This window comes from Promicromonospora kroppenstedtii (assembly GCF_044389675.1).
Classification (GTDB): domain Bacteria; phylum Actinomycetota; class Actinomycetes; order Actinomycetales; family Cellulomonadaceae; genus Promicromonospora; species Promicromonospora kroppenstedtii.
Map to the genome: position 1 here is coordinate 19,827 of NZ_JBIRYI010000016.1, position 25,543 is coordinate 45,369.

General features: G+C 70.2%; 19 protein-coding genes. 17 read left to right on the top strand and 2 right to left on the bottom strand.

Going from position 1 to position 25,543, the window contains the following annotated elements:
• The first annotated feature begins 29 nt into the window (after nucleotides 1–29).
• Genes ACH47X_RS22245 through araA form a run of 3 tightly spaced genes read left to right on the top strand, consistent with a single transcriptional unit; the run spans nucleotide 30 to nucleotide 3,945 of the window.
• Nucleotides 30–1,697 (top strand): xylulokinase, encoded by a 1,668-nt coding sequence (locus ACH47X_RS22245; protein ID WP_397407042.1) that lies wholly within the window; start codon nucleotides 30–32, stop codon nucleotides 1,695–1,697.
• Entirely contained in the window at nucleotides 1,694–2,434 is a 741-nt protein-coding gene (locus ACH47X_RS22250) for an L-ribulose-5-phosphate 4-epimerase (protein WP_142032574.1), read from the top strand. Before ACH47X_RS22245 ends, ACH47X_RS22250 begins: the two co-directional genes overlap by 4 nt.
• Nucleotides 2,431–3,945: an L-arabinose isomerase gene (gene araA / locus ACH47X_RS22255; protein WP_397407044.1), complete on the top strand. Its 1,515-nt coding sequence runs from the start codon at nucleotides 2,431–2,433 to the stop codon at nucleotides 3,943–3,945. The genes ACH47X_RS22250 and araA overlap by 4 nt, the downstream gene beginning before the upstream one ends.
• Before the next feature lie 79 nt (nucleotides 3,946–4,024).
• Here araA and ACH47X_RS22260 read toward each other — a convergent pair whose 3' ends face one another.
• Nucleotides 4,025–4,714 (bottom strand): GOLPH3/VPS74 family protein, encoded by a 690-nt coding sequence (locus ACH47X_RS22260; RefSeq protein ID WP_397407046.1) that lies wholly within the window; start codon nucleotides 4,712–4,714, stop codon nucleotides 4,025–4,027.
• Between the two features lie 322 nt (nucleotides 4,715–5,036).
• Between ACH47X_RS22260 and ACH47X_RS22265 the strand changes: the two genes are divergently transcribed.
• The 6 genes from ACH47X_RS22265 to ACH47X_RS22290 all read left to right on the top strand — a co-directional run bounded on the left by ACH47X_RS22265 (nucleotide 5,037) and on the right by ACH47X_RS22290 (nucleotide 14,300).
• Nucleotides 5,037–6,041: an ABC transporter substrate-binding protein gene (locus ACH47X_RS22265; protein WP_397407048.1), complete on the top strand. Its 1,005-nt coding sequence runs from the start codon at nucleotides 5,037–5,039 to the stop codon at nucleotides 6,039–6,041.
• Between the two features lie 109 nt (nucleotides 6,042–6,150).
• Nucleotides 6,151–7,677, top strand: a complete 1,527-nt coding sequence (locus ACH47X_RS22270) for a sugar ABC transporter ATP-binding protein (RefSeq protein WP_397407050.1) — start codon at nucleotides 6,151–6,153, stop codon at nucleotides 7,675–7,677.
• Nucleotides 7,674–8,747: an ABC transporter permease gene (locus tag ACH47X_RS22275; RefSeq protein WP_397407051.1), complete on the top strand. Its 1,074-nt coding sequence runs from the start codon at nucleotides 7,674–7,676 to the stop codon at nucleotides 8,745–8,747. The genes ACH47X_RS22270 and ACH47X_RS22275 overlap by 4 nt, the downstream gene beginning before the upstream one ends.
• Nucleotides 8,747–9,775: a galactofuranose ABC transporter, permease protein YjfF gene (yjfF, locus tag ACH47X_RS22280; RefSeq protein ID WP_397407053.1), complete on the top strand. Its 1,029-nt coding sequence runs from the start codon at nucleotides 8,747–8,749 to the stop codon at nucleotides 9,773–9,775. The genes ACH47X_RS22275 and yjfF overlap by 1 nt, the downstream gene beginning before the upstream one ends.
• A 102-nt stretch (nucleotides 9,776–9,877) precedes the next feature.
• Nucleotides 9,878–13,474 (top strand): alpha-L-arabinofuranosidase C-terminal domain-containing protein, encoded by a 3,597-nt coding sequence (locus tag ACH47X_RS22285; RefSeq protein ID WP_397407055.1) that lies wholly within the window; start codon nucleotides 9,878–9,880, stop codon nucleotides 13,472–13,474.
• A gap of 46 nt (nucleotides 13,475–13,520) precedes the next feature.
• Entirely contained in the window at nucleotides 13,521–14,300 is a 780-nt protein-coding gene (locus ACH47X_RS22290; RefSeq protein WP_036964487.1) for a GTP pyrophosphokinase, read from the top strand.
• Between the two features lie 60 nt (nucleotides 14,301–14,360).
• Here ACH47X_RS22290 and arfA read toward each other — a convergent pair whose 3' ends face one another.
• Nucleotides 14,361–15,890: an arabinosylfuranosidase ArfA gene (arfA, locus tag ACH47X_RS22295; RefSeq protein ID WP_397407057.1), complete on the bottom strand. Its 1,530-nt coding sequence runs from the start codon at nucleotides 15,888–15,890 to the stop codon at nucleotides 14,361–14,363.
• A gap of 116 nt (nucleotides 15,891–16,006) precedes the next feature.
• Between arfA and ACH47X_RS22300 the strand changes: the two genes are divergently transcribed.
• From ACH47X_RS22300 to ACH47X_RS22335, 8 genes are all read left to right on the top strand, one after another.
• A complete protein-coding gene (locus ACH47X_RS22300) occupies nucleotides 16,007–17,083 on the top strand; it encodes a LacI family DNA-binding transcriptional regulator (protein WP_397407059.1) in 1,077 nt (358 codons plus the stop codon).
• A gap of 154 nt (nucleotides 17,084–17,237) precedes the next feature.
• A complete protein-coding gene (locus ACH47X_RS22305) occupies nucleotides 17,238–18,590 on the top strand; it encodes an ABC transporter substrate-binding protein (RefSeq protein WP_142032588.1) in 1,353 nt (450 codons plus the stop codon).
• Nucleotides 18,587–19,519: a carbohydrate ABC transporter permease gene (locus tag ACH47X_RS22310; RefSeq protein ID WP_036964491.1), complete on the top strand. Its 933-nt coding sequence runs from the start codon at nucleotides 18,587–18,589 to the stop codon at nucleotides 19,517–19,519. Before ACH47X_RS22305 ends, ACH47X_RS22310 begins: the two co-directional genes overlap by 4 nt.
• Complete coding sequence (locus ACH47X_RS22315) at nucleotides 19,519–20,430, top strand: carbohydrate ABC transporter permease (RefSeq protein ID WP_397407062.1); 912 nt, start codon at nucleotides 19,519–19,521, stop codon at nucleotides 20,428–20,430. Before ACH47X_RS22310 ends, ACH47X_RS22315 begins: the two co-directional genes overlap by 1 nt.
• 254 nt (nucleotides 20,431–20,684) lie before the next feature.
• Entirely contained in the window at nucleotides 20,685–21,860 is a 1,176-nt protein-coding gene (gene chvE, locus ACH47X_RS22320; protein ID WP_397407064.1) for a multiple monosaccharide ABC transporter substrate-binding protein, read from the top strand.
• A 155-nt stretch (nucleotides 21,861–22,015) separates the two neighbouring features.
• The gene (mmsA, locus tag ACH47X_RS22325; protein ID WP_397407066.1) at nucleotides 22,016–23,596 is read left to right on the top strand and encodes a multiple monosaccharide ABC transporter ATP-binding protein; all 1,581 of its coding nucleotides are present in this window, start codon (nucleotides 22,016–22,018) and stop codon (nucleotides 23,594–23,596) included.
• Nucleotides 23,593–24,774, top strand: coding sequence for a multiple monosaccharide ABC transporter permease (gene mmsB / locus ACH47X_RS22330; RefSeq protein WP_397407068.1), 1,182 nt, complete (start codon nucleotides 23,593–23,595; stop codon nucleotides 24,772–24,774). Before mmsA ends, mmsB begins: the two co-directional genes overlap by 4 nt.
• Nucleotides 24,775–24,915: 141 nt before the next feature.
• A complete protein-coding gene (locus ACH47X_RS22335; RefSeq protein WP_397407070.1) occupies nucleotides 24,916–25,542 on the top strand; it encodes a TetR/AcrR family transcriptional regulator in 627 nt (208 codons plus the stop codon).
• Nucleotide 25,543: the final 1 nt, after the last annotated feature.

Genomic DNA, 25,543 nt, shown 5'->3' on the forward strand with positions numbered 1-25,543 from the left:
ACGGTGCGGGCAGGACGGAGCGGTCCACGATGGTGGAGCGGCAGGACGAAGGGGCGGAGCGGCTCGCCGGGTACCGGGAGGCGATCGACCAGGGTCGGACCGCCCTCGGCATCGAGCTCGGCTCCACCCGGATCAAGGCGTGCCTCGTCGGCCCGGGTGGGGAGCCGCTCGCCGGCGGCAGCCACGACTGGGAGAACCAGCTCGTCGACGGCGTGTGGACCTACTCGCTGGAGGCGGTCTGGGCGGGCCTGCGCGACGCCGTCGCCGAGCTGCTCGGCGACGTCGAGCGGCAGTACGGCGTGCGCCCCACCACGATCGGTGCGATCGGCGTCTCCGCGATGATGCACGGCTACCTCGCGTTCGACGAGGCCGACGAGCTGCTGGTGCCCTTCCGGACCTGGCGCAACACCACCACCGAACGGGCCTCCGCCGAGCTGAGCCCCCTGTTCGGGCACAACATCCCGCTGCGCTGGTCGGTGGCCCACCTGTACCAGGCGATCCTCGACGAGGAGGCGCACGTGCCGTCGGTCCGGCACGTCACCACCCTGGCCGGGTACGTGCACTGGCGGCTCACCGGGCGGCAGGTGCTCGGCGTGGGCGATGCCTCCGGCATGTTCCCGATCGACGTCGCCACCGGCGGCTACGACCGGCGGATGCTGGCGCAGTTCGACGAGGTGGCCTCAGGTCACGGGTTCGGTCGGAGCATCGCCGACCTGCTGCCCGGCGTGCTGCCCGCGGGCGCCGACGCCGGCGCGCTCACGGCCGAGGGCGCCGCCCTGCTCGACCCGACCGGTACCCTCCAGGCCGGCATCCCGCTGTGCCCGCCCGAGGGCGACGCCGGTACCGGCATGGTCGCGACCAACTCGGTGGCGCCCCGCACCGGCAACGTCAGCGCCGGCACCAGCATCTTCGCGATGGTCGTGCTGGAGCGTCCGCTGGAGCGCGTGCACCACGAGCTCGACCTCGTGACCACCCCCTCCGGCGACCTCGTCGCGATGGTGCACTGCAACAACGGCGCCAGTGAGCTGGGCGCCTGGGCCGAGGTGTTCGGACAGTTCGCGTCCGCCCTGGGGCAGCCCGCCGAACCGGGCGCCGTCTTCGAGGCGTTCCTGCGGTCCGCCCTGGACGGCGACGCCGACGGCGGCGGCCTGCTCGCCTACAACTACCTGTCCGGCGAGCCGATCACCGGCCTGGAGGCCGGCCGCCCCCTGTTCACCCGGACCCCGGACAGCCGGCTCACGCTGGCCACCTTCGCCCGGACGCAGGTCTACAGCGCGTTCGGCACCCTCGCCCTGGGTATGCGCGTGCTCGCGCAGGAGCAGGTCGGCCTGGACGCGATGTTCGCGCACGGCGGCATGTTCAAGACCGCGGGCGTGGCGCAGCGCCTGCTGGCCGCCGCGCTCGGCGCCCCCGTGGCCGTGGGCACCACGGCGGGCGAGGGCGGCGCCTGGGGCATCGCCGTGCTGGCCGCCTACCGGGCCTCCGCGGCCGGCGGCGCCACCCCGGCGCAGGACCTGGGCACCTACCTGGGTACCGAGATCTTCGCGGACGCCGCGCTCGACGTCGTCGAGCCCGACGCCGACGACCTGGCGGGCTTCACCGCCTTCCTGGAGCGCTACAGCGCGGGCCTGGCGATCGAGCGTGCCGCCGTCGCCGAGCTCCGCACCCGAGACACGACGCAGGAGAGCGACCGATGAGCAAGACACTGACCGACTACTCGCAGGCGGTCCAGGAAGAGGTGGCGCGCGTCCGGGCCGTCGTCTCGGACCTGCACGCCGAGCTGCCGCGCTGGGACCTGGTGGTCTGGACGGCGGGCAACGTGTCGCAGCGCGTGCCGAACACGGACGTGCCGGACGGCAGCGCCGACCTGTTCGTCATCAAGCCGTCGGGCGTCTCCTACGACGACCTGACACCGGCCGACATGGTGGTCTGCGACCTCGACGGCAACCTGGTGGACGGCACGCGCGCGCCGTCGTCCGACACCGCGGCGCACGCCTACGTGTACACGCACATGCGCGAGGTGGGCGGCGTCGTCCACACCCACTCGACGTACGCGACGGCCTGGGCCGCGCGCGGCGAGGAGGTGCCGTGCGTGCTGACGATGATGGCCGACGAGTTCGGCGGGCCGGTCCCGGTGGGGCCGTTCGCGATCATCGGTGACGACTCGATCGGCCGCGGCATCGTCGAGACCCTCAGCGGCCACCGCAGCCCCGCCGTGCTGATGCAGAACCACGGCCCGTTCACCATCGGCAAGGACGCGCGCGCTGCCGTCAAGGCCGCCGTCATGGTCGAGGAGGTGGCCCGCACGGTGCACGTCGCCCGGCAGCTCGGCGACCCCCTGCCGATCGAGCAGCAGCACATCGACGCCCTCTACGACCGCTACCAGAACGTCTACGGCCAGCAGGCCGCCACGAGCACGGAAGGACAGGCATGAGCACCAAGCCCTACGCGGACCGTGAGGTCTGGTTCCTCACCGGGAGCCAGGACCTCTACGGCGAGGAGACCCTGGCCCAGGTCGCGGAGCAGTCCCAGGAGGTCGCCCGCGCGCTGGACGCGTCGTCCGACGTGCCGGTCAAGGTCGTCTGGAAGCCGGTCCTGAAGGACTCGGCCGCGATCCGCCGCGCCATGCTGGACGCCAACGGCGACGACAAGGTGCTGGGCGTCATCACCTGGATGCACACCTTCAGCCCCGCCAAGATGTGGATCGCGGGCCTGGACGCGCTGCGCAAGCCGCTGCTGCACCTGCACACGCAGGCCAATGTCGAGCTCCCCTGGGACGACATCGACATGGACTTCATGAACCTCAACCAGGCCGCGCACGGCGACCGCGAGTACGCGTACATCGCCACGCGGCTCGGCGTCGCGCGGACCACGGTGGTGGGGCACGTCTCCAACCCGGCCGTCACCCGCCGGGTGGGCACCTGGGTGCGCGGCGCGGCCGGCTGGGCCGCGACGCACGAGCTCAAGCTGGTCCGGTTCGGCGACAACATGCGCAACGTCGCGGTCACCGAGGGCGACAAGACCGAGGCCGAGCTGCGGTTCGGCGTCTCGGTGAACACGTGGGGCGTGAACGAGCTGGTCGCGGCCGTGGACGCCGTCGAGGACGCCGCGATCGACGCCCTGGTCGCGGAGTACGAGGAGAAGTACGACGTCGCCCCGGAGCTGCGGGCCGGTGCCGACCGGCACGACTCGCTGCGCTACGCGGCGCGCCAGGAGCTCGCCCTGGAGGGCTTCCTGGAGGCGGCCGGAGCCAAGGCGTTCACCACCAACTTCGAGGACCTCGGCGCGCTGCGCCAGCTCCCCGGCCTGGCGGTCCAGCGCCTGATGGAGAAGGGCTACGGCTTCGGCGCCGAGGGCGACTGGAAGACCGCCGTGCTCGTCCGCGCGGCCAAGGTGATGGGCGAGGGGCTCCCCGGGGGCGCGAGCCTCATGGAGGACTACACCTACGACCTCACGCCGGGCTCCGAGCTGATCCTCGGCGCGCACATGCTGGAGGTCTGCCCGTCGCTGACCACCTCGACGCCGCGCATCGAGATCCACCCGCTCGGCATCGGTGGCAAGGAGGACCCGGTCCGCATGGTCTTCTCGGCGGACGCCGTCGAGGGCGCCGTCGTGGTGTCGCTCGCCGACATGCGGGACCGGTTCCGCCTGACGGCGAACGTGGTCGACGTCGTCACGCCGCCGCGCGACCTGCCGAACCTGCCCGTGGCCCGCGCGATGTGGGCGCCGCGGCCGTCGTTCGAGATCTCGGCCGAGTCGTGGCTGACGGCGGGCGGGGCGCACCACACCGTCATGTCGACGGCCGCGGGCATCGAGGCGTTCGAGGTGTTCGCGAACATCGCGCGCACCGAGCTGCTGGTCATCGACGAGGACACGACGCGCCGCGGCTTCGCCGACCAGGTGCGCCACAACCAGGCGTACTACCGCCTGGCCCAGGGCCTCTGACCCTTCCTGCCGAAGTAGAACCGCGGCGCACGCGTCAGTGCGCTGCGGTTCTGCTCGCCCCGGTCCTGCTTCGGCAGGGTCAGGTGCTGCCCGCCGTCGCCGCGCCCGTCGTCGCCACCATGGTCGCGACCATCACCGCGTTGACCTCGTCGATCGCCCGCTTCACCGCGTCGCCGGCCCACTGCGACTCCGAGATCTCCTTCGCGCGCCGCTTGAGCACCCGCCGGTCCTGGTCGGGGAAGACCTTGCGGGTCAGGTCGGTCGCGTGCAGCAGCGAGACCAGGGCCGCCGTCGCCTCGTCCAGGTCCGCGCTCCCGGTCAGTGCCGCCAGCACCCGCTCGCGGACGGCGGTCTCCGGCGCCGGGTCGTGCGCCGGCCAGGTGGTGCTCGGGAACAGCCCGAGCACCTTGACCTGCTCCTCGCGGAGCACGCCTCGGGCCGCCAGCCCCTGCTGCAGCGCGTCGCGCAGCGTGCGGGCGAAGCTGCCCTGACCGATCCTCCGGATCGCCTCCTTGGGCCTGCGGCCATCCAGCAGGTCCAGGATCTCGCGCTCCAGCGGATCGGACGGTGCGGCCCGGCCGGTCGCGCGGAACCGGCCCTTCTGACCGCCGTCGACGCCGTCGGACACGCCGAGCGCGCCCCGCAGCGTGAGCCCCGCGACGGCAGCGCCGGCGAGTGCGAACTGCAGGTGCTGCCCGCTGAGCAGGGGGCGTCCCGAGGCGTCGTCGAGCGCGAGGAGCAGGTACTCCTCGGCGAGGCTGAGTTCCATCGCGGTCTCCCGGTCGTCGGTGTCGTGGGGACTGTGCCCTCGGAACCAGCAGACCACGGGCGGCGCGGCCGCGGGATCCGCCGCGGGGATGACAGCGGCCCGCCGCAGGGCGGAGCCGCGCCCGCCGAGGGCGGTCCGGCGCACAGTTCGGGATTGGCCGGACTTGGGGGTTTCGTTCCCCTAACGGGGCGAAAGCGGCGGACTCGTTACCGGAATGTGACGTGTCCACCTGTCTGTCTGGTAATTGTGAGCGCTAACATTCCAACCGGGCACGAAGCCACAAGCACTCGCACGATGCCGTGCGAGATCTCAAGGAGGAGACATGGCACGCACGACCCTGACCCGTACCGTTCTGGCCGCAGTGTCGGCAGCCTCGCTGTTCGCCCTCGGTGCGTGCAGCTCGGACGCCGGCACGGAGGCGGCGGGCGGCGGCGAGACGGCCGCCGCTGACGACGGCGTCATCACGCTCGGTTTCTCCCAGGTGGGCGCGGAGTCCGGCTGGCGCGCCGCCAACACGAAGTCGATCCAGGACACGCTCACCGCGGAGAACGGCTTCGACCTCAAGTTCTCCGACGCCCAGCAGAAGCAGGAGAACCAGATCCAGGCCATCCGCTCGTACATCACGCAGGGCGTGGACGTCATCGCGTTCTCCCCGGTGGTCGAGACCGGCTGGGACGCCGTCCTCCAGGAGGCCAAGGCCGCGGGCATCCCCGTGATCCTCACGGACCGCGCCGTCGACTCCAGCGACGAGACCCTCTACGAGTCGTTCATCGGCTCCGACTTCGTCAAGGAGGGTGAGATGGCCGGCGAGTGGGTGGCCGAGCAGTACGACGGCGAGGGCTACAAGGCCGTCGAGCTGCAGGGCACCACCGGTGCCGCTCCGGCGATCGACCGCAAGGAGGGCTTCGCGTCCGCCATCGAGGGCACCGACATCGAGCTCATCGACAGCCAGACCGGCAACTTCACGCGCGCCGAGGGCAAGACGGTCATGGAGGGCTTCCTGAACGCCCACGACGACATCGACCTCGTGTTCGCGCACAACGACGACATGGGGCTCGGCGCGATCGAGGCCATCGAGGCGGCCGGCCTGACGCCGGGCGAGGACATCAAGATCGTCACGATCGACGCCGTCAAGGACGGCATGCAGGCGCTCGCCGACGGCAAGATCAACTACATCGTCGAGTGCAACCCGCTGCTCGGCCCGGACCTGGCGGACATCGCCAAGAAGGTCCTCGCCGGCGAGGAGGTCGAGAAGCGCATCGTCGTCAAGGACGAGGCGTTCGACCAGGCGGCGGCCAAGGAAGCGCTGCCCACCCGCGAGTACTGACCCCCGCCGCCGGCCGCTCGTGGTCGGCGCGCCCCGTGCGCCGGTCGAGCTCTGCTCGCCCGGCGCACGGGCTCGCCGCCCGGGAGCCACGCACGTAAGAAGGTCGAGGATGACCCAGCAGACCACACCACCCGTCGTCGAGATGACCGGCATCAGCGTCGAGTTCCCGCCGGTCAAGGCCCTCGACGGTGTCGACTTCAGCCTCCGCCCCGGCGAGATCCACGCCCTCATGGGCGAGAACGGCGCGGGCAAGTCCACCCTGATCAAGGCCCTCACGGGCATCCACTCGCCGACGGCGGGGACCATCCGCGTGGACGGCGTCGAGCGCCGGTTCTCCGGCCCCGCCGACGCCCGGGCCCATGGCGTGAGCACCGTGTACCAGGAGGTCAACCTCTGCGAGAACCTCACGGTCGCGGAGAACATCATGCTCGGCGCGGAGCCCCGCGTGCTGGGCGGCCTGAACTGGCGGGCGATCCGCCGGCAGGCGGCGACGCACCTGGAGCGGATGGGCCTGGACATCGACCCGAGCTCCTCGCTGGGGGCGCACTCGCTGGCGGTGCAGCAGCTCGTCGCGATCTGCCGGGCCACGGTGGGGGACTGCAAGGTGCTGATCCTCGACGAGCCCACCTCCAGCCTGGACACCGACGAGGTGGCCCACCTGTTCACCGTCATGCGCGCCCTGCGCGACGACGGCGTCTCGATCCTGTTCGTGAGCCACTTCCTGGACCAGGTCTACGAGGTCTCCGACCGCATGACGGTGCTGCGCAACGGCACCCTCGTCGGGGAGTTCGTGACCGCCGACCTGCCCGCCTCCGAGCTGGTGCAGCACATGATCGGCCGGTCCATGGACGTGCTGGAGGCCGCCGAGGAGGTGCTGGAGCAGGCCGAGCGGCCCGCCGACGCGACCCCGCTGCTGCAGGTGGTGGGCCTGGGCCGCAAGGGTTCGGTGCAGCCGTTCGACCTCGACCTCTACGAGGGCGAGGTGGTCGGCCTCGCCGGGCTGCTCGGCTCGGGCCGCACGGAGCTGGCGCGCCTGCTCACGGGCGCCGACCGCGCCGACGCCGGACAGGCTCGCGTGTCCGGCGTGCCGACGCGCCTGCGCAACCCGCGCGCGGCCATGCGCCACCGGATCGCGTACACGTCCGAGGACCGCAAGGGCGAAGGCGTCGTCGACGGCCTGACCGTGCGGGAGAACATCGTGCTCGCCCTCCAGGCGGAGCGCGGCTGGATGCGGCCGCTGCCTCGCAAGCAGGTGGACGAGCTGGTCGCGAAGTACATCCAGCAGCTCGGTATCCGCCCCGCCGACCCGGAGGCGCTGCTGCGCAACCTGTCCGGCGGCAACCAGCAGAAGGTGCTGCTCGCCCGGTGGCTCGCCACCGCCCCCAAGCTGCTCGTGCTGGACGAGCCGACGCGCGGCATCGACGTCGGCGCCAAGGCGGAGATCCAGAAGCTGGTGGCCGAGCTGGCCGCCGACGGCATGTCCGTCGTCTTCATCTCCGCCGAGCTGGAGGAGGTGCTGCGCATCTCGCACCGCATCGCGGTGCTGCGCGACCGCCGCAAGGTGGCGGAGATCGACGGCGACCGCGCGTCGATGGACCAGGTGGTCGAGCTCATCGCCGGAGGTGGGGCAGCGTGAGGGACGTATTACGGCACCATCTGTTCTGGCCCGTGGCCGCGCTGGTCGCGCTGCTGGTCGCCAACACGGTGGCCCGGCCGGGCTTCCTGGCGGTCACCGTCCGCGACGGGCACCTGTTCGGTGCCCCGATCGACATCCTGCGCACGACGGCGCCCCTGCTGCTCGTCGCCCTGGGCATGACCCTGGTCATCGCGACGCGCGGCATCGACCTCTCGGTCGGCGCCGTGGTCGCGGTCTCGGGGGCGGTCGCGCTGTCGCACATCGCGTCGTCGCCGAACCCGGACTCGCCGGTCACCGTGCTCACGGCGATCGCGCTGGCCCTGGTGCTCTGCCTGCTGCTGGGCGTGTGGAACGGGTTCCTGGTCTCGGTGCTCGGCATCCAGCCCATCATCGCGACGCTCATCCTGATGACGGCGGGCCGCGGCGTCGCCATGCTCATCACCGGCGGCATGATCACCACCGTCAACAGCGCGCCGTTCAAGGTGCTGGGCTCCGGGTTCTGGCTCGGCCTGCCCGCAGCGGCGGTCCTCGCGTTCGGCGTGTTCGCCGTGGTCGCGTTCGTCGTGCGGCGCACCGCGCTCGGCATGCTGCTGGAGGCCACGGGCATCAACCCGGCGGCGAGCCGGCTGTCCGGTGTCCGCTCCCGCACCCTGACCTGGACCGTGTACGCGGCGTCCGGCCTGTTCGCGGGCCTGGCGGGCCTGCTGATCAGCGCCGACACGATGGCGGCCGACGCCAACAACGCCGGCCTGTTCATCGAGCTCGACGCGATCCTCGCGGTGGTCATCGGCGGGACGGCGCTCTCGGGCGGCAAGTTCAACCTGTCGGGCACCCTGGTCGGCGCGCTGGTGATCGCCACCCTGGAGCGGACCGTCACCGTGCTCGGCATCTCGCCGCTGGTCACGCCCCTGTTCATGGCCCTGGTCGTCATCGCGGTGACGCTGCTGCAGTCGCCCAGGATGCGGGAACGGCTCACGACCGCAAGACGGCGCCAGGTCATGGCGCCGGCCGAGCCGCCGTCCACCGCGCGCCCCGACTCGACCCCCGACTCGACGGAGGTGAAGGCCTGATGACGACGTCGGCCCCCGCGCCCGGCGCGGCCCCCACGAAGCCCGTGGCCCGCACGGCCCGCGCCCGGAAGCTCCCTGTCCGGCTGGACCGGCGCTACCTGCCGGTACTGGGCACGTTCGTGGTGCTCGCCCTCATGCTCATCGTGGGCGGCACCCGGTACGACAACTTCCTGACGCCCGCCGTGATCTCCAACCTGTTCATCAACAACGCGCACCTCATCGTGCTGGCGGTGGGGATGACCTTCGTGATCCTCACGGGCGGTATCGACCTGTCGGTCGGGTCGGTCCTGGCGCTGTCCACGGTGATCACCGCGGCTCTGCTCCAGGCCGGCCTGCCCGTGCCCGTGGTGCTCCCGCTCGCCGTGGGCGCCGGGACGGTGATCGGCCTGGCGCACGGCGTGATGATCCACTACTTCCAGGTGCAGCCGTTCGTGGCCACGCTCGCGGGCATGTTCCTCGCGCGCGGGCTGTGCTTCCTCATCGCGCCCGAGTCCATCGCGATCGACGACCCGTCGTTCGTGGCGCTCGCGAGCTGGGTGCAGATCTTCGGTGAGTGGCGCATGACGTCCAGCGTGCTCATCGCGCTGATCGTGGTGGGCCTCGGGTTCCTGGTGCTGCACTTCACGCGGTTCGGCCGCACCGTCTACGCGATCGGCGGCGGCGAGCAGTCCGCCCTGCTCATGGGCCTGCCCGTGGCCCGCACCAAGGTGCTCGCGTACGTCGTCAGCGGCACCTGCGCCGGGCTCGGCGGCCTGCTGTTCGCGATGTTCTCCCGGTCCGGCTACTCGCTGACCGGCGTGGCGATGGAGCTCGACGCGATCGCTGCCGTCGTCATCGGCGGCACGCTGCTGACCGGTGGCACCGGGTTCGTGCTCGGCTCCGTGCTGGGCGTGCTCGTGCTGGGCCTGATCCAGACCATCATCACGTTCGAGGGCACCCTCAGCTCCTGGTGGACCAAGATCGTCATCGGCGTGCTGCTGCTGATCTTCGTGGCCCTCCAGCGGGTGCTGAGCCTCCGCCGCACCTGACGACGTGCCCCGCCCCTGACCTGCCGCACCCGGTGCGCCGAGTCAGGGGCGGGGTCCGACCCATCCGACAGCCACAACGACGTGACGAAAGGAATTACAACGATGAAGAGATCGACGAGACGCAGGACCGCCCTGGTGGCGGCCGCCCTGAGCCTGGGGCTGGTGGCCCCCGCGGTTGCGGCGGCCACGACCACGGCGCCGGGCGCCGTGGCCTCCGGGAGCGCGGCCGACGGCGACCACGCCGCCTACTTCTTCCCCTACTTCACCGGTGAGTCCACCGCGGACGGCGAGACCATCTCGTTCGCCGTCTCGGACGGGCCCGACCCGCTGGAGTGGACCACGCTGAACGGCGGCGAGCCGGTGCTCTCGTCCGACCTCGGGACCAAGGGGCTGCGCGACCCGTTCCTGATCCGCGGCGGCGACGGCACGTACTACCTGCTCGCCACCGACCTGCGGATCTACGGCGGCGGCAACTTCGGCGACGCCCAGGAGACCGGCAGCCGCTCGATCATGGTCTGGGAGTCCACCGACCTGGTGAACTGGGGTGAGCAGCGCGAGATCGAGCTCGCGCCCGAGAACGCCGGCAACCTGTGGGCGCCCGAGGCGTACTGGGACGAGGCGGCGGGCGAGTTCGTCGTCTACTGGGCCTCGGCGCTCTACCCCGAGGACGTCCCGCCCGCCGACCGCGACATCCGCGACTCCTACCAGCGCATGCTCTACGCGACCACCACCGACTTCGAGACGTTCTCGGAGCCGCGGCCCTGGATCGACGAACCGCAGGGCGACGGCCTCGGCATGATCGACTCCACCGTCCAGGAGGAGGACGGCGTCTACTACCGCCTCACCAAGGACGAGTCGTACATGGGTATGCGGCAGGAGTCGTCCACCGACCTGCGCCGCACCCAGGGCGTGACCGAGGGCGACGGCTGGGACCTGATCAAGGAGCGCGTCGGGTTCGGGCAGCCCAACCCGTGGGGCGGCACGTTCACCGGCGGCGAGGGCCCCACGCTGTTCCCGTCGCTCACCGACGACCGCTGGTTCCTCCTCCAGGACCAGCCGAGCTACCACGGCGGCCAGGGCTACATGCTCTTCGAGACCGACGACCTGAGCAGCGGGGAGTGGACGGCCAACCTCGACGCGATCCTGCCGGCCAGCCCCCGGCACGGCACCGTGCTGCCGATCACCGCCGAGGAGCGCGAGCGGCTGCTGGCCGCGTACCCGCCCGCCGAGGCCCCGGTCCAGGAGCACACGCTCGACGTCGACGCCGCGACGGCCGGCACCGAGATGAGCGACGACCTGTACGGCGTCTTCTACGAGGACATCAACTACGCGGCCGACGGCGGCCTGTACGCCGAGCTGGTCCGCAACCGGTCCTTCGAGTTCGCGCCGACGGACAACGCGAGCTTCACCGGCATGACCGGCTGGGACGTGGTGCAGCGCGGGTCCACGGGCACGGCCGTCGTGGAGTCCGAGCGGGGCGCGTGGCTCAACGAGTCGAACCGCGCCTACCTGACCGTCGAGGCCGACGGCCCCGGCGTCGGCGTACGGAACGCGAGCTACAACGAGGGCTTCGCGATCGAGAGGCGCAAGAAGTACGACTTCTCGGTGTTCGCCCGCGCCGAGCGCGGGCAGCGCCTCACCGTGAGCCTGGAGTCCCCCGACGGCGCGACGACCTACGCGTCCACCACGGTGACCGTCAACGGCTCCGACCGCTGGAAGAAGCACACGGCCACCCTCACCGCGAACCGCACCGTGAACGACGCCCGGCTCGTGGTCACCGGCGGCGCTCGCGGCACCCTGCGCCTGGACATGGTCTCGCTGTTCCCGCGCGACACGTGGGTGGGCCCGGTCAACGGGCGGTCGCCCCTGCGCGCGGACCTCGCCCAGAAGGTCGCCGAGCTGGAGCCGTCCTTCCTGCGGTTCCCCGGCGGCTGCGTCACCAACGTCGGCACCTTCGACACGTACCTGGAGTCGGACGGCGCCGACCGCCGTCGGACCTACCAGTGGAAGGAGACCATCGGGCCGGTCGAGGAGCGGCCCACGAACTGGAACTTCTGGGGCTACAACCAGACCTACGGCCTGGGCTACCTGGAGTACTTCGAGTTCGCGGAGGACCTGGGCGCCACGCCGCTGCCCGTGCTCTCGGTGGGTGCCAACGGCTGCGGCAGCACCATCCCCGAGATGACCGACGACGTCCGCATCGACCGCTGGGTGCAGGACACGGTGGACCTCATCGAGTTCGCCAACGGGTCAGTGCGCACCAAGTGGGGCGCCAAGCGCGCCGCGCTGGGCCACCCCGAGCCGTTCGGCCTGAAGTACATCGGGCTGGGCAACGAGGAGAACACGGACACGTTCCAGGCCAACTTCCCGCGGTTCCGCGACGCCGTCGAGGCGGCGCACCCGGAGGTCACCGTGATCTCGAACTCCGGCCCGGACGACGCCGGCGCCCGGTTCGACGAGCTGTGGGAGTTCAACCGCGAGCAGGGCGTCGCGATGGTCGACGAGCACTACTACAACGACCCGTCGTGGTTCCTGTCGAACACCGAGCGGTACGACTCGTACGACCGCGAGGGCCCGCACGTGTTCCTCGGCGAGTACGCCTCACGAGGCAACGCGTGGTCGAACGCGCTGTCCGAGGCCGCGTACATGACCGGGATCGAGCGCAACGCCGACGTGGTCGAGCTCGCCTCGTACGCGCCGATGTTCGCCAACGAGGACTACGTCCAGTGGTCCCCGGACATGATGTGGTTCGACAACGACGAGTCCTGGGGCTCGACGTCGTACTGGACGCAGAAGATGTTCATGACGAACACGGGCGACCGGGTGGTCCCGTCCACGCACGACGGCCCGGAGGAGACCCCCGCCGACATCTCGGGCGGCGTCTTCCTGTCCACGTGGAACACCCGGGCGGCGTACGACGACGTCGTGGTCACCGACAACGCGTCCGGCGACGTGCTGTTCTCGGACTCGTTCGACGACGCCTCGGGCTGGGACCCGCAGGCCGGCTCGTGGGCGGTGGCCGACGGCGAGTACGTGCAGTCGGCGGGCGACGTCACCGACGCGCGCTCGATCATCACCGACGCCTACGCGAAGGACTGGGACAACTACACCCTGGAGCTGGACGCCCGGAAGCTGGGCGGCAGCGAGGCGTTCCTGATCGGCTTCGCCGCCGGCGGCCGGGACGACTTCTACTGGTGGAACCTCGGCGGGTGGAACAACACCCGGCAGGCGCTGCAGCGGGCCGACAACAGCTCGGCGAACGAGGTCGCGGCCGTGGAGGGGCACTCGATGGAGACGGGCCGCGACTACCACGTCAAGGTCGTGGTCTCCGGGCGCACCATCAAGCTCTACCTCGACGGCGAGCTGCAGATGACCTACACCGAGCCGGCCACCGAGTCGCTGTACCAGGTGGTCACGCGCGACGAGCGCACCGGTGACCTCGTGCTCAAGGTGGTCAACCCGTACGAGTCGGTCGCGCGCACCTCGGTGTCCCTCGCCGGGGCGAAGGTGGACTCCCGGGCGTCCGTCACGGAGATGAGCGGGGCGCCGTCGGCCCGGAACACCAAGACGCAGCCCGAACGGGTGGTACCCGTCGAGACCCGCACCCGGCTCGACGTGTCCCGCTCGGGCGGCGGCTCGGCGTTCACGTACGACTTCCCGGCCCACTCGATCACTTTCCTGAGGCTTCACGAGCGCTAGCGGCTTTCACGCCCACGGGACCACCGTCTGCCCGTACGGTGGTCCCGTGAGCAAGCTGCCCGAGGACGTCCGGGAACGCCCCATGCCTGACCCTGCCGAGCTGCGCCAGCTGGTCGCCGACCTGCGCCGCCTGGTCCTGACCTACAAGTTCGGGATCGACGAGGTCATGACCAAGATCTCGATCCTGCGGGACGAGTTCCGGCACATGCAGAACTACAACCCCGTGGAGCACGTGGGGTCGCGGCTCAAGTCGTTCGAGTCGATCGTGGCCAAGTGCCGGCGCAAGGGCATCCCGCTGACGCCGGACGGCGTGCGGGACCAGATGTTCGACATCGCCGGGGTGCGGATCACCTGCAGCTTCGTCAACGACATCTACCTGGTGCGCGACATGCTCCTGGCGCAGTCCGACCTGACGCTGCTCGAGGAGCGGGACTACATCAAGCACCCGAAGGCGACCGGCTACAAGTCGCTGCACCTCATCGTGCAGATCCCGGTCTACCTGTCCGACCGGGTGGAGAAGGTCATCGTCGAGATCCAGCTGCGCACCATCGCCATGGACTTCTGGGCGAGCCTCGAGCACAAGATCTACTACAAGTACGACGGCGACGTGCCCCGGCACCTCACCGACTCGCTCAAGCTCGCCTCCGACGTCGCGTGGTCGCTCGACACCTCGATGGAACGCATCCACGACGAGGTCAAGGCGATCTCGGGCGACGAGGAGCCGGTCGCGAGCCGGCACAACCTGCACACGCCCGAGGAGATGCTGCGCGACTTCTGGCGCGCTGCGGAGGCCGACGGCGGGTTCGGCTTCGACAGCGAGACCTGACCCCCTGCCGAGGTGTCAGACGTACAGGCCACCGGAGTGACCTGTACGTCTGACCGGTCCTCAGGACGTGAGGGTGCCCGACAGCGCTGTCCACGACTCCGGCGGCAGTGTCACCGTCGTGGTCGTGCCGACGCCCCCGGCGACCCGGCCGGCGACGTCGAACGAACCCCAGTGCGCCTGGGCCACCTTCTCGGCGTGCTCCGGGCCGGCGACGGCGGCCTCGTGGTCGGCGGTCATCGACCAGCCCTCGGTGACGTCCAGCGCCGCACCCGGGTGCGCCAGCTCGACCTCGACCGGCTCGGGGGAGCGGTTGGTCAGGAACAGGGCCACGGTGCCGTCCGACAGCGTGGCGGCGGCCGTCACCGACGGCACCTCGCCGTGCGCCTTCGTGGTGATGCCCGGCGTCGTCACGCGCAGGTCCAGCGCCTCGCCCTGGGCCAGCCGCGCCGTCGTCGCGAACGGGTGGAACGTGGGCTGCCGCCAGGCCTCGCCGCCCGGCTCGGTCATGATCGGCGCGATCACGTTGACGAGCTGGGCGAGGCACGCGACCGGCACGCGGTCGGCGTGGTTCAGCAGCGTGACCAGCAGGTCGCCCACCACGACGGCGTCGAGCCCGGAGTAGACGTCCTCGATGATGCGCGGCGCGTCCCGCTGGATCGGCAGGTTCTCCTCGCCGGGGAACCGGGTCGTCAGGTACCAGACGTTCCACTCGTCGAACGAGATGGTGATGCGCTTGTCCGAGCGGCGCTGCGCGCCCACGGCGTCGGCCGAGGCCACGACCCGCTCGATGAACCGGTCCATCGCGGTGCCCGAGCCGAGGAACGACGCGCGGTCGCCGTCGACCTCCTCGTAGTAGGCGTGCATCGAGATGTGGTCCACCAGGTCGTAGGTGTACTCCAGGACGGTGCGCTCCCACTCGCCGAACGTCGCCATCTGCATGGACGACGAGCCGCACGCCACCAGCTCGATCGACGGGTCCACGAGCTTCATCGCGGCGCCGGCGTTCCGGGCGAGCCTGCCGTACTCGTGCGCGTCCTTGTGGCCGATCTGCCACGGGCCGTCCATCTCGTTGCCCAGGCACCAGAGCTTGACCCCGTAGGGCTTCTCGCGACCGTTCGCGATGCGCAGGTCGGCCCAGCGGGTGCCGGCCTCGCCGTTGCAGTACTCCAGGAGCGCCACGGCCTCCTCCACACCGCGCGTGCCGAGGTTGACCGCCATCATCGGCTGGATGCCCTCGCGCTCGGCCCACTGCAGGAACTCGTCGGTGCCCACCAGGTTGGGCTCGACGGTGCGCCAGGCCAGGTCGAGGAACGGCTTGCGCTGTTCCACCGGGCCGACGGCGTCCTCCCAGCGGTAGTTGGAGACGAAGTTGCCGCCGGGGTAGCGGACGGTAGTGACGCCCAGCTCGCGGGTCAGGTCGGCGACGTCACGGCGGAATCCGTGCTCGTCCGACGTCGGATGGCCGGGCTCGTGGATGCCCGTGTAGACCGCGCGGCCCAGGTGCTCCACGAACGAGCCGAACAGGCGGCGGTCGACGGTGCCTACGGTGAAGTCGGGGTGCAGCAGGACGCGGGTGCGGGAGGTCGTCATTGTTCCTCGCTGGTCGGTCGGTGGTTCTACAACGTTGCACACTAGCGGATGGACGACGCGGTAGCGATGTCCGTCCTCTACCCTGTGGAAAAACTCGCCGACCGGAGGCTGGCAGCGTGGCCGTGACGATGCACGACGTGGCGCAACGCGCCGGCGTCTCGATCAAGACCGTGTCGAACGTGGTGAACGGCTACCCGTACATCCGCGCCGCCACCAAGGAGCGCGTCGAGGCGGCGATCGACGAGCTCGGCTACCGCGTCAACATGTCGGCCCGCAACCTGCGCACGCGCCGCACGGGTCTGATCACCCTGGCCGTCCCGGAGCTGTCCCTCCCGTACTTCGCCGAGCTCGCGGACGCCGTCATCTCCGCCGCCGACGCCGCCGGCTGGACCGTGCTCATCGAGCAGACCAGCGCGAGCCGCGAGCGGGAGACCGAGGTGCTCTCCGGGCGCCGCCGCCACCTCACGGACGGGCTGATCTTCTCGCCGCTGGCGCTCGGCCCCGACGACATCGGCCTGTTCTCCGTGGACTTCCCGCTCGTGATCCTCGGCGAGCGTGTGTTCGGCGCGCCCGCCGACCACGTGACCATGAACAACGTGGCCGCGGCGAAGGCGGCGACGCTCCACCTGGCGTCGCTCGGGCGACGTCGGATCGCGGTGATCGGGGCGCACGAGGGGGAGCAGGTCGGCTCCGCCGCGCTGCGCACCGAGGGCTACCGCGCGGGGCTGGCCGAGGCCGGGCTGCCCTTCGACCCGGAGCTGGTGGGCGAGGCGGGCCTGTGGCACCGCTCGACGGGCGCAGAGACGATGAGCCGGATGCTGGACGACGGGGTGGAGATCGACGCCGTCTTCGCCCTCAACGACGCCCTGGCGCTCGGCGCGCTGCACGCCCTGCACGCGCACCGGATCGACGTGCCGGGCCAGGTCGCGCTCATCGGGTTCGACGACGTCGACGACGCGAAGTACTCCGTGCCTGCGCTCTCGTCCGTGGACCCCGGGCGCGACCAGATCGCGCACACCGCGGTGGAGCTGCTGCTCGAGCGCATCGGTGCGTCCGGTGATCCGGCGCCGTTCCGCAGGGTCGTGCCGGACTCCAGGATCGTGGGGCGCGAGTCGACGGGCGAGCCGGGCGATGTGGTGGACGTCCAGCCGGGTGGCACCGAGCAGGTCGCCGTCGACATGACCTGGGCCTGACGAACTACCGATCACCGCACTACCTCTTGCCACGGCGGCATGGTTGCCGGTAGAACGGTGCCCGGCGTTCCTACAACGTTGAAAAGTGACCCGGCGACGATGCCGGGTGCTCCGCGGTCCCCGACCGCGGAGCACCGAATCAAGGAGGACTCGGATGCGTACTTCAGCCCGACGCCGAGGCGTGGCTGCCGCAGCCGCCGTGGCCGTATCCGCCGTCGGCCTCACGGCCTGCTCCGGCGGAGGCGGGAGCGCCGCGGAGGCGACCTGCACCAACGAGATCAAGCAGCCGGACGCCGCCCAGGTGACGGTGTGGGCGTGGTACCCGGCGTTCGAGTCGGTCGTGGACAACTTCAACGAGACCCACACCGACCTGCAGGTCTGCTGGACCAACGCGGGCCAGGGCGCGGACGAGTACAACAAGTTCCAGACCGCGATCGAGGCCGGCACCGGCGCGCCCGACGTGATCATGCTCGAGGCCGAGGTGCTGCCCACCTTCACGATCCTCGAGTCGCTCGTGGACCTGTCCGAGTACGGCGCCGCCGAGCTGGAGGGCGACTACACGGCCGGTTCCTGGTCGGACGTCTCGAACGGTGACGCGGTCTACGCGATCCCGGTGGACGGCGGTCCCATGGGCATGCTCTACCGCGCCGACATCTTCGAGGAGTACGGCGTCGAGGTGCCGACCACCTGGGACGAGTTCGCGACCGCGGCCCAGGACCTGCGCGACGCGGGTTTCGAGGGGCACATCACCGACTTCCCCACCAACGGCAACGCGCTCAACTACGCGCTGTTCGCCCAGAACGGCTGGGAGCCGTTCCAGTACGACGCCGCCAAGCCGACCGAGGTCGGCATCACCGTCGACAGCCCGGAGGCCGAGGAGGTCCTGAGCTACTGGAAGGGCCTGATCGACGACGACCTCGTGGCCACCGAGGACGCGTTCACGACCGACTACAACGCGGCGCTCGTGGACGGCACCTACGCCGTCTACCTCGCGGCCGCCTGGGGCCCCGGCTACCTGCAGGGCCTGTCGGAGGCCGACGCCGACGCCGAGTGGCGCGCGGCCCCGCTGCCGCAGTGGGACCCCGAGAACCCGGTGCAGGTGAACTGGGGCGGCTCCACCTTCGCCGTCACCACGCAGTCCGAGCAGCCGGAGGCCGCGGCGACCGTGGCCAAGGAGCTGTTCGACACCGACGAGGCATGGAAGCTCGGCGTCGAGGAGGCGGCCCTGTGGCCGCAGTGGAAGCCGATGCTGGAGTCGGACTGGTTCACGGGCCTCGAGGCGCCGTTCTTCGGCGGGCAGAAGATCAACGAGGAGGTGTTCCTCGACGCGGCCAACGGGTACGAGGGCTTCTCGTTCAGCCCGTTCCAGGTCTACGCCTACGACCAGCAGACGCAGGCCCTGTACGACATGGTCCAGAACGGCACCGACGCCGCCACGGCGCTCGGCACCGTGCAGGACGGTCTGGTGCAGTACGCCACCGAGCAGGGCTTCACGGTCTCCGAATGAGCCTCGGTAGCCGGGTGGAGGCGGGCACCGCCCGCCCCACCAGCAAGATCGCCAGCCGGCGGCAGCGCTGGGGATACGTCTACGTGGCGCCGTTCGCCGCCGTGTTCGCCGTGTTCCTGGTGCTGCCCCTGGGCTACGCGCTGTGGATGAGCCTGCACAACAAGGGCATCGCCACGGCCGGGCGCAGCGTGTTCGTGGGCGCCGACAACTACGTCAAGGCGTTCACGGACCCGGTGTTCCTGGAGGGCCTGTGGCGGGTGCTGCGGTTCGTGCTGGTCATGGTGCCGGTCCAGATCGTGGTCGCCCTCGTGGCGGCACTCCTGCTCGACACGCTCGCCACCCGGCTCAGCCGCGCCACGCGCCTGCTGATCTTCGTGCCGTACGCGATCCCGGCGGTGATCGGGGCGCTCATGTGGGGCTTCCTGTACAGCCCCCGGTTCGGGCCGGCGCAGGACGTCTTCGGCCTGCTCGGCCTGACGGCGCCGAACTTCCTCAGCTCCGCCAACATCTTCGGGTCGCTGGTCAACATCGTGACCTGGCAGTGGGTGGGCTACTACATGATCATCATCTACGCCGCCCTGCGCTCGATCGACCCCTCGGTCTACGAGGCAGCGGTGCTCGACGGCGCGGACGGGCGCCAGATCGCGCTGCGCATCAAGGTGCCGATGATCTCGTCGTCGATGGTGATGATCGTGGTCTTCGCGCTCATCGGCACCCTGCAGTTCTTCACGGAGCCGCAGGTCCTGCGCTCGTCCGCGCAGGGCGCCATCCCGTCCGACTACACCCCGAACATGTACGCGTTCGCGACGGCGTTCAACTACAGCCAGTTCAACTACGCCTCGACCCTGGCGTTCGCCCTCGGGTTCCTGGTGTTCGTGGGCTCGTACGTGTTCCTGTTCCTGACGCGCAAGCAGAGCGGGCTCAAGTGATGGCGACCTCGATCCTGACCTCCAAGTCCCGCACCGACCGCACGGAACGAGAGCCGTCGGCCCCCGTGGGCCAGGGCCGACGCATCGGCTCGCACGTGGTGCTCGTCATCCTGGCGATCTACTTCGTGGTGCCGCTGTGGTGGCTCGCGGTGGCGTCCACCAAGACGAACGCGGGCCTGTTCGCCGGGGACGCGCTCTGGTTCGGCTCCGACTTCGCCCTCTGGGACAACGTCACGGGGTTGTTCACCCACCAGGGCGGCATCTACTGGACCTGGTTCCGCAACTCGTTCGTGTACGCGGTCGCGGGTGGCGTGGGCGCCACAGTGCTCTCGGTGCTCGCCGGCTACGGCCTGGCCAAGTACCGGTTCCGCGGGCGCTCCGTGTTCTTCGCGCTGCTCCTGGGCTCGGTGATGGTGCCGATGACGGCGCTGGTCATCCCCACCTTCGTGCTGCTCAGCGGGATGGGCCTGCTGAACACGATGTGGGCCGTCATCCTGCCGTCGCTGCTGAGCCCGGTCGGCGTCTACCTGGTGCGGGTCTACGCCCAGGACGCCGTCCCGGAGGAGGTGCTCGACGCCGGCCGGGTCGACGGAGCGGGTGAACTTCGGCTCTTCTTCCAGGTGGTCCTGCCGCTGCTGCGCCCCGCCATCGTGACTGTGCTGCTCCTCACCACCGTGGCCACGTGGAACAACTTCTTCCTGCCGCTGGCCGTGCTCCGGGACCCGAACCTGCTGCCCGTCACGGTCGGCATCTACAACTGGCAGGCCCTCTCGAACGCAGGCGCGGGCGGCGAACAGGTCTGGAACCTGATCGTCACCGGCTCGTTCCTGTCGGTGGTCCCGCTGGTCGCAGCGTTCCTCTCGTTGCAGAAGTACTGGCAGGGCGGTCTGTCGCTCGGCAGCGTCCGCTGAGGTCCGGCGCGCCCGGACCGGGCGCGCCGGATTCAAGAGTTGACTGTATCGATGCCGTAACCATCCAAGAAGTTCTCCTTACTTACCCGCGACCACGGCTACGGTGATCCCCGTCACCGAACGATCGTGGCGGTTCTCAGCCGACACGGTTTTGACCAATGGGCTTGTGAGCGTTCACAATCTGTTGCGTTCACAAAGTGAAGTCGGCCGGGTTGCAGAGACGTTGCCCGGGCAACACTCGAAGAGGAGAAGTCATGGCAAGGAAGCTGTGGGCAACGCGCGGTCTGGCCGCGCTGGCAACGGGCGCGATGGCCGTCTCTCTCGCCGCGTGCGGCGGTGGCGGTGCCGGCGGTGGCGCCGGCGGCGGTGACGGTGCGGGCGACGGCGAGGCCGGCGGCCTCGTGGGCGTGGCCATGCCGACTCAGACGTACGAGCGCTGGATCGCCGACGGCGACGCCGTGAAGACCGGCCTCGAGGACGCCGGCTACGACGTCGACCTGCAGTTCGCGGGCGACGACATCCCCACCCAGCAGCAGCAGATCGACGCGATGATCAACAAGGGCGCCGAGGCGCTCATCATCGCCTCGATCGACGGCACCGCGCTGGGCAGCCAGCTCGAGGCCGCCGCTGCCGCGGACATCCCGGTCATCTCTTACGACCGCCTCATCCGCGACTCGGAGAACGTCGACTTCTACGTCACGTTCGACAACTACGAGGTCGGCGTGCAGCAGGGCACCTCGCTGCTGACCGGCCTGGGCATCCTCGACGAGAACGGCGAGGAGGCCGCGGACGCGCCCGAGGGCCCGTTCAACATCGAGCTGTTCGCCGGCTCGCCCGACGACAACAACGCCGGGTTCTTCTTCGACGGCGCGATGTCGGTGCTCCAGCCGTACATCGACGACAAGACGCTCGTCGTGCCCTCGAAGCAGGTCGACTTCGACACCGTCGCCATCCAGCGCTGGGAGCAGGAGCGTGCGCAGAAGCGCATGGAGGACCTGCTGACCGCCACGTACACCAAGGGTGACGTGACCGTCGACGGCGTGCTGGCCCCGGCCGACGTCATCTCGCGCGGCATCATCACGGCCCTGAAGAACTCCGGCTACGGCAAGGGCGACCTCGCCACGCCGATCGTCACCGGCCAGGACGCCGAGGCGTCGTCCGCCAAGCTGATCGTCGACGGCGACCAGTACTCGACGATCTTCAAGGACACGCGTCTGCTGGCCGAGCAGGCCGTCACCGCCGCCACGGCCTTCCTCGAGGGCAACGAGCCCGAGGCGAACGACACCGAGACCTACGACAACGGCGTGAAGGTCGTGCCGTCGTACCTGCTCCCGACGGTGATCGTCACCAAGGACAACCTGCAGGCCGAGCTGGTCGACTCCGGCTACCTCACCGAGGACGAGGTCGCCTCCGGTCAGGTCGACGAGTAGGTCTGACCTCCTCGCGGGACCGGCGCGACACCGCTCCGGCCTCCGGGCCGGCCGGCCAGGACACCCCTGTGTCCTGACCGGCCGGCCCGGGGCCACGGGCGGGCGTCGCACACAGCAACATCTCTACTGGCGACAAGCACGCGACAAGGACTGGCATGGCCGATTCGGCGCCGACCGACATCCTCGAGATGCGCGGCATCACCAAGACATTCCCTGGGGTCAAGGCGCTCCAGGACGTCAACCTCACCGTCCGCCGGGGCGAGATCCACGCGATCTGCGGCGAGAACGGGGCGGGCAAGTCCACCCTCATGAAGGTGCTCTCGGGCGTCTACCCGCACGGCAGCTACGAGGGTGACATCGTGCTCGACGGCGAGACCGCCGAGTTCGGCACGATCAACGACTCCGAGGCGCGAGGCGTGGTGATCATCCACCAGGAGCTCGCCCTCGTCCCGTACCTGTCCATCGCCGAGAACATCTTCCTCGGGAACGAACGCACCCGGGCCGGCGGCGCCATCGACTGGAACAGGACCAACGCCGAGGCCGCCGCCCTGCTCGCGCGGGTGGGCCTGAGCGAGTCGCCGACGACGCCCATCTCCGCGCTCGGCGTGGGCAAGCAGCAGCTCGTCGAGATCGCCAAGGCGATCTCCAAGGACGTGCGACTGCTCATCCTCGACGAGCCGACGGCGGCGCTGAACGACAACGACTCCGAGCACCTGCTCGGTCTGCTCCGCCAGTTCAAGGAGCAGGGCATCACGTCGATCATGATCTCCCACAAGCTGGCCGAGATCGCCGAGATCGCCGACCGCACCACCATCATCCGGGACGGCCGCTCGATCGAGACCTTCGACATGGCCACGGCGGGCGCCTCGTCCGACGCGGTCCAGGACCGCATCATCCGGGGCATGGTGGGCCGTGACCTCGACAACCGGTACCCCGACCGCGTGTCGCACCCGGGCGAGGAGGTGCTGCGCATCGAGGACTGGACGGTGTACCACCCGACCCAGACCGGGCGCGTCGTCGTCGACAAGGCCCACCTGAACGTCCGCGCCGGCGAGGTGGTCGGCATCGCCGGCCTCATGGGCGCCGGGCGCACCGAGCTCGCGATGTCGCTGTTCGGCCGTTCCTACGGCCGGGACATCACCGGTCAGGCCTATATCCACGGCAAGCCGGTCGACGTGCACAACGTGCCGGACGCGATCCGGGCCGGCATCGCCTACGTGTCCGAGGACCGCAAGCAGTACGGGCTCAACCTCATCGAGGACATCCGGCGCAACATCTCCGCGGCGGGCCTCGGCAAGCTGTCGAGGAACGGCTTCGTGGACGAGAACGAGGAGCTCAAGGTCGCGGAGGAGTACCGCGCGTCCATGAACATCCGCACCCCCAACGTGCTGGTGGAGGTGGGCAAGCTCTCGGGCGGCAACCAGCAGAAGGTCGTGCTGTCCAAGTGGCTGTACACCGCCCCTGAGGTGCTGATCCTCGACGAGCCCACGCGCGGCATCGACGTCGGCGCCAAGTACGAGATCTACACCATCATCAACGAGCTGGTCGCGGCAGGGAAGGCCGTGCTGGTCATCTCCTCGGAGCTCCCCGAGCTCCTCGGCATCTGCGACCGCATCTACACCCTGGCCTTCGGGCGCATCACAGGCGAGGTCGACGTGCCCTCCGCCACCCAGGAAGGACTCATGGCCCTCATGACGCAGGAGACCACGCGCGAGACGCAGGAGACGAAGGCATGACCGGCATCGCCAACATCCGGGACCTGTTCACCCGGAACATCCGGACCAGCGGCATCTACATCGCGTTCGTGGCGATCGTCGTGCTGTTCTCCGTGCTCACCGACGGACTGCTGCTGAGCTCGCGCAACCTGACGAGCCTCGTGCTGCAGTTCTCGTACATCCTGATCCTCGCCATCGGCATGGTCATCATCATCATCGGCGGGCACATCGACCTGTCGGTCGGGTCGGTGGTCGCGCTCACCGGCGCCGTCGCCGCCGTGCTGGTGATCCGCAACGGGATGCCCTGGTGGGTCGGCGTGCTCGCCGCCCTCGGCACCGGGTTGCTGGTCGGCGCCTGGCAAGGATTCTGGGTCGCCTATGTCGGCATCCCAGCGTTCATCGTGACGCTGGCCGGCATGCTCCTGTTCCGTGGCCTCACGCTCGAGGTGCTGAACAACGTCTCGCTCTCGCCGTTCCCGGCGGAGTACACCTCCATCGCCTCGGGCTTCCTCAACGGCCTGCTCGGCGGCTACGGCTACGACACCTTCACGCTCGTCATCTTCGCGGTCGGCGTGCTGGGCTTCGCGTACAACTCCTGGCGCAACCGCCGAGCCCGCATCGCCTACAACCAGACGGTCGAGGCGCCGGTTCTGTTCGTGCTGAAGATCGTCGTGGTCGCCGCCGTCGTGATGTGGTTCGCGTGGAACCTCGCCAGCTACCGCGGCCTGCCCGCGGTGCTGATCATCCTGGCCGTGCTGGTCATCGCCTACACGCTGGTCACCAAGCACAGCGTGTTCGGCCGCCACGTCTACGCCATCGGTGGCAACCTCGCCGCGGCGCAGCTCTCGGGTGTCCGGGTCAAGCGCGTGAACTTCTGGATGTTCGTGAACATGGGCTTCCTGGCCTCGATCGCGGGCATCGTGTTCTCGGCCCGGTCGAGCGCCGCCCAGCCGGCCGCTGGCAACATGTTCGAGCTCGACGCCATCGCGGCGTGCTTCATCGGTGGCGCCGCCGTGACCGGCGGTATCGGCACCGTGACCGGCGCGATGGTCGGTGGCCTGATCATGGCGGTGATCTCGAACGGCATGTCGCTCATGGGCGTCGACCAGTCGACGCAGCAGATCGTCAAGGGCATCGTGCTGCTGCTGGCCGTCGCGTTCGACGTCTGGAACAAGAAGCGGGCGTCGGCCACCCGCTGACCCCGCCCCGCCGAGGTAGAGCTCTGGCGAGATAAAACTCTGGCGAGACGGAACGCAGCGAGCCTGCCGTTCCGTCTCGCCGGAGTCTTGTCTCGCCAGAGCTCTACCTCGCGCTCGCAGAGGGTGGGCGAGAATGAGCGGATGGTTCCGTCCGCACCCCTGTCCCGCCGCGGCCGCCGTCCCGCCGGGCAGGACGCCCGCGCCGAGATCCTCGCCGCCGCCCGGGACGAGTTCGTCGAGCGCGGGTACGAGGCGTCGTCGCTCCGGTCCGTCGCGCGCCGCGCGGGCGTGGACCCCGGTACGGTGCGGCACTGGTTCCCCGACAAGGCACGCCTGCTGACGGCGACGCTCGGGGTCGCGGGGATCGAGCCCGACAAGGTCGTGGAGCAGGTCGCCGCCGGCCCGGTGGAGTCGCTGGGGGAGCGCCTCGCCGCGGCCGTGGTCGGCATCTGGGACTTCGACGGCGGCGACACCGTCCGCGTGGTCATCCCCGCTGTCATGTCCGACGCCGAGCTGCGCGGCCTGCTGCCGCAGTTCATCGGCGCGGCCATCCTGGCGCCCGTGATGCGCGCCCTCGACCTGCCCGACGCCGCGCTGCGTACCGCGCTCGTCGCGTCGCAGATGTCGGGCGTGCTGCTCACCCGCTACCTGATCCCGGTGGAGCCGCTGGCCTCGCTCGCCCCGGCCGACGTCGCACGGCTCGTGGGCCCCACCCTGCAGCGCTACCTCACCGGGGCGCTCCCGGACGCCGGAGGTCTTGCGCCGTAGC

Coding starts and splice junctions, on each gene's coding strand:
- ACH47X_RS22310 (WP_036964491.1), top strand. CDS start 18,587: ATGAGCCTCGGTAGCCGGGTGGAGGCGGGCACCGCCCGCCCCACCAGC.
- mmsB (WP_397407068.1), top strand. CDS start 23,593: ATGACCGGCATCGCCAACATCCGGGACCTGTTCACCCGGAACATCCGG.
- ACH47X_RS22270 (WP_397407050.1), top strand. CDS start 6,151: ATGACCCAGCAGACCACACCACCCGTCGTCGAGATGACCGGCATCAGC.
- araA (WP_397407044.1), top strand. CDS start 2,431: ATGAGCACCAAGCCCTACGCGGACCGTGAGGTCTGGTTCCTCACCGGG.
- chvE (WP_397407064.1), top strand. CDS start 20,685: ATGGCAAGGAAGCTGTGGGCAACGCGCGGTCTGGCCGCGCTGGCAACG.
- ACH47X_RS22305 (WP_142032588.1), top strand. CDS start 17,238: ATGCGTACTTCAGCCCGACGCCGAGGCGTGGCTGCCGCAGCCGCCGTG.
- ACH47X_RS22245 (WP_397407042.1), top strand. CDS start 30: ATGGTGGAGCGGCAGGACGAAGGGGCGGAGCGGCTCGCCGGGTACCGG.
- ACH47X_RS22285 (WP_397407055.1), top strand. CDS start 9,878: ATGAAGAGATCGACGAGACGCAGGACCGCCCTGGTGGCGGCCGCCCTG.
- mmsA (WP_397407066.1), top strand. CDS start 22,016: ATGGCCGATTCGGCGCCGACCGACATCCTCGAGATGCGCGGCATCACC.
- arfA (WP_397407057.1), bottom strand. CDS start 15,890: ATGACGACCTCCCGCACCCGCGTCCTGCTGCACCCCGACTTCACCGTA.
- ACH47X_RS22315 (WP_397407062.1), top strand. CDS start 19,519: ATGGCGACCTCGATCCTGACCTCCAAGTCCCGCACCGACCGCACGGAA.
- ACH47X_RS22335 (WP_397407070.1), top strand. CDS start 24,916: ATGGTTCCGTCCGCACCCCTGTCCCGCCGCGGCCGCCGTCCCGCCGGG.
- yjfF (WP_397407053.1), top strand. CDS start 8,747: ATGACGACGTCGGCCCCCGCGCCCGGCGCGGCCCCCACGAAGCCCGTG.
- ACH47X_RS22260 (WP_397407046.1), bottom strand. CDS start 4,714: ATGGAACTCAGCCTCGCCGAGGAGTACCTGCTCCTCGCGCTCGACGAC.
- ACH47X_RS22250 (WP_142032574.1), top strand. CDS start 1,694: ATGAGCAAGACACTGACCGACTACTCGCAGGCGGTCCAGGAAGAGGTG.
- ACH47X_RS22265 (WP_397407048.1), top strand. CDS start 5,037: ATGGCACGCACGACCCTGACCCGTACCGTTCTGGCCGCAGTGTCGGCA.